This is a genomic window from Microbacterium sp. H6 (assembly GCF_003314775.1).
GTDB lineage: Bacteria > Actinomycetota > Actinomycetes > Actinomycetales > Microbacteriaceae > Microbacterium > Microbacterium oxydans.
On record NZ_QOAY01000049.1, the window covers coordinates 37314 to 40963 of the forward strand.

4 protein-coding genes are annotated in these 3650 nt (G+C 69.0%); 2 read left to right on the plus strand and 2 right to left on the minus strand.

Annotation, left to right across the window (positions count from 1 at the left end; genetic code table 11):
- Both DSP71_RS23050 and DSP71_RS03325 read right to left on the minus strand, forming a co-directional pair.
- A partial coding sequence (locus DSP71_RS23050; RefSeq protein ID WP_258546244.1) for a hypothetical protein occupies window positions 1–50 on the minus strand: 50 nt, incomplete at its 3' end.
- 68 nt (window positions 51–118) lie between these two features.
- Complete coding sequence (locus DSP71_RS03325; RefSeq protein WP_113680355.1) at window positions 119–1600, minus strand: class I adenylate-forming enzyme family protein; 1482 nt, start codon at window positions 1598–1600, stop codon at window positions 119–121.
- Between the two features lie 102 nt (window positions 1601–1702).
- Here DSP71_RS03325 and DSP71_RS03330 point away from each other — a divergent pair, with 102 nt between their 5' ends.
- A complete protein-coding gene (locus tag DSP71_RS03330) occupies window positions 1703–2293 on the plus strand; it encodes a biotin transporter BioY (protein WP_113680356.1) in 591 nt (196 codons plus the stop codon).
- Between the two features lie 333 nt (window positions 2294–2626).
- Window positions 2627–3650 (plus strand): hypothetical protein (locus DSP71_RS03335; RefSeq protein ID WP_258546243.1); only part of this gene is annotated, 1024 nt, incomplete at its 3' end.

Below are 3650 nucleotides of genomic sequence, written 5' to 3' on the forward strand. Positions count from 1 at the left end.
GGCGGAAGCCGCGTGATGCCGCTTCGTCCGGCGCGGACTGACGCCCACATGCTCGGCGCGGTGAGACCACTCGGGGTGATGGCGCCGATCCCGGTGACGACGACAGACCTCTCGACGCTCACGATGGCCTCCGCCCGAACGCCACGAGATCGGCGACCGCGGTGCGACGAATCTTGCCGCCGGAGGTTCGTGGGAACTCCGGTAGGCGGTGCCAGCGGCGTGGCACGGATGCCGGAGGGAGTCGGTCCCTCGCCCACGTGCGCAATGTCGCTGCCGGTGGCGCATCGCCTTCGACGACCAGGGTGATCCGCGTGCCGAGGTGATCGTCACTCTCGGCGATCACGCAGATGTCGCCGAGGCCCGGCATCCCGTCGAATGCACGTTCCACTTCGTCGAGGGCGACGGTGTGCCCGCCGGTGGTGACGACATCTCCGCTTCTGCCGGCGAACGAGAAGTCCCGGCCACGCAGCCGCCCCTGATCGTGCACGCTCGCCCAGCCGTCGGCATCCGTCAACGACGCGGAAGTCGTTCCCGGCAGGTAGCCGGTCGAGCACGAGGGGGAGCGCACCCAGAGCGTGCCGAGCTCGCCGGGTGCCAGATCATCGCCGTCGTCGTCGCGCACCCGGGCTTCCACCTGCGGGTAGAGCCGGATGCGTCCGTCGCCGGCGCGGTCGTCGCCGATGAAGCCGAGTTCGCCGGTGCCGAAGTAACTGAGCGTCCGGGTGCGGGGGAGTGCGTCGGACACTCTGGCTCGAGCCGACGCCGAGAGCGCGGCGCCTCCCGTGACGATCAGCTCGATGCCGTCGTACCTTCCCGGGTTGCGCCTCGCGGCGTCGGCGAGGGCGGCAGCCGCCGCCGGAACAGTGACCACTCGCGTGATGCGTTCGTCCCGCGCGCGGAGGGTGAGCCACAGGTCGTCGAGACGGTCGGCGACGTGCAGCTCGCCGCCGGAGGCGAGAACCTCGAACAGTGTGTAGAGAGTCAGGCTGTACGACATCGGGCCCGGTGCGAAGGTCGCGACGCGGTTGCTCGCACCCAGATATGTGCGCGAGACATCGATGTTCGCGGTGTACTGCGCGCGGGTCTTGAGGAAGGGCTTCGGTCGTCCTGTCGTACCGGATGAGGTGAGCAGCAGGAATGGGGCATCGTCGGCAGGATCATCGGGGTCGGCATAGGCGAGTGATCCGGAGTTCTCGAGGTCAGCGAGCCCGAGGATCAGACCCGGCCAGCCGCTCGCATCCAGCGCGGCTCGCAGCGCGGTGACATCAGTGATCACCGCCACCGCGCCGGTCGATGTGATCAGCTGCGTCTGCAGCGACACCGGCCAGTGCGCATCCACCACGCTGAGGATGCGATCGCCCACCTCCATCGCGACGACGGCGCGGGCGGTGTCGAAAGCACGGCTCAGACAGATGGAGACGACGGGCCGTGGCGTCGAAAGACCGCGTGCATCCGCCCGCGCCGAGGGGGCTGTGAGCAGGCGCTCGAGAGACGCCGAAAGCCGCCGCGACTCCGTGTGGAGCTCGCCGTAGGTCACGCCGGCATCGTGGTCGACGATCGCCGGCCGAGCGGGGTCTTCGACGGCGACACGGCGCAGCATCGGGGAGAAGGACGTGGTGGCTCCTGGGGTGGCTTTGCGTGGAGAGGATGGCGTCCCTATTGTAATGAACACCGTTCAGGTGAACGGTGTTCAGGAGGACTCATGACAACGTCGCGCGCCACAGACACCAGCGCATCGCTCGGACGCATCGCGGTGTTCGCCGCCCTGATCATCGTGCTCGGCGCGGTGATCGTGCCCCTGCCCGCCGGCGTGCCCATCACCGCGCAGACCCTCGGTGTCATGCTCGCAGGGCTCGTGCTGGGTCCGCGCCTCGCGCCTCTCGCCATCCTCCTCGTGCTCGTGCTCGCCGCCGTCGGGCTGCCCGTGTTGGCGGGCGGTCGTGGAGGACTCGGAGTGTTCGTCGGCCCGAGCGCCGGGTACCTCATCGGTTGGATCGCCGGCGTCGTCGTGATCGGCCTGCTCATGCGCACGGGGCGCTTCACCTGGTGGCGCTCCGCGATCGCGGCACTGGTCGGCGGTGTGTTCGTGGTCTACGCGTTCGGCATCCCCGTGCAGGCTCTCGTGACCGGCGTGCCCCTCGGACCCACGGCGCTGTCGAGCCTCGCGTTCCTGCCCGGCGATCTGATCAAGGTGACCGCGGCCACGCTCGTCGTCGTCGCACTCCGGCGCGCCTACCCGCGGGCCTTCGCCGACGGTGTGCGGGTGCGGGAGCCTGCGAGAGCGGTGGCGTAGGCGTCACCGCCGCGGACTGGCCGCTCGCGGAGGGGTGAAGGCTCCGACCCCGACGGCCTCGCGCTGACGACGTCGACGACGTTCGAGCAGCCCGGTGCGGCCGGGTGGCTCAGGCGTCTGACCCGCACGCTCCCCGCCGGTGGGGCAGCAGGCGCACCGGCGACGGCCAAGAGCACCAGCACCTACTACGGCGATATCAACAGCGCCCCGGCTGTGTGCGGCCTTCCGGCGGGGACCAAACAGTTCGGTCTCCTCAAGTCCACGACGGGACCGACCCCGGCAACGGGCACGCCGATCACCACGGAGTACGCGTATGACGCGTGGGGTCGCACGGTGGGGACGAAGACCAGCGGCGACACAGCGTGGTCGTGCACCGGGTACGACGGCCGGGGCAAGGTGATCTCCACGACGGTCGCCGGCCCTTCGGGCGTGGCGACGATCTCGAGCACGACAACGGAGTCGAGACGGGTGACGAACGGTGGATACACCACCGTCACGAGCGGGGTAGCGGTCGCAGGGTCGCCGAACGGCTCGACCATCACGACCGTCTCAGACCTGCTCGGTCGGGTCGTGAGCTACACGGACGTGTGGGGCACGGTGACCACGCCCACATACGATCCCGCTTCCGGGCGTGTGACGCAGATCTCGACGACCCCAGCCAATGGTGCGGCATCGGTGACGGCGTACACGTATGACGCCGACGGCAAGGTGAAGACGGTCACGGTCGATGGGCAGCAGCTCGCGTCGGTGACGTATGACGCTTTGCAGCGGTTGAAGCAGATCGCGTATCCGGATGGTTCGGCGTTGAACAGCGTCAGCCGTGATGCGGCGGAGCGGGTGATCGGCCAGGAGTGGCTGGTCGGCGGTCAGGTCGTGTCGGACGCCGTTGTGCGTTCGCAGTCGGGCCGTGTGGTGAAGCAGCAATCGTCGACGGGTTCGACGTCGTATTCGTCGACGTACGGGTATGACACCGCGGGGCGGCTGGTGTCGGCGACCATTCCTGGGCACAAGCTCACCTATGGGTTCGGGTCGTCGGGTGGGTGTGGTCCGAATGCGGCGGCGGGCATGTCCGGCAACCGGACGGGTTCGACGGATGTGTGGACGGCGCCGGGTCAGGCGGCCGTGACCACCACGACGACGTCCTGTTTCGACTGGGCGGACAGGCTACTGTCCTCGACAGTCACGGGGGCGGTCCCGGGTGCGACGACTGTCGCGGATGGTCTGTCGGCGTCGGAGATCGTGTACGACGGGCGGGGGAACACGGTTCGTCTGGGTGACATGCAGTTCTCGTACGATGCCGCGAACCGGCACATCGGGACGACGTATGACGATGGGACGACGGTGCGGATCGTGCGGG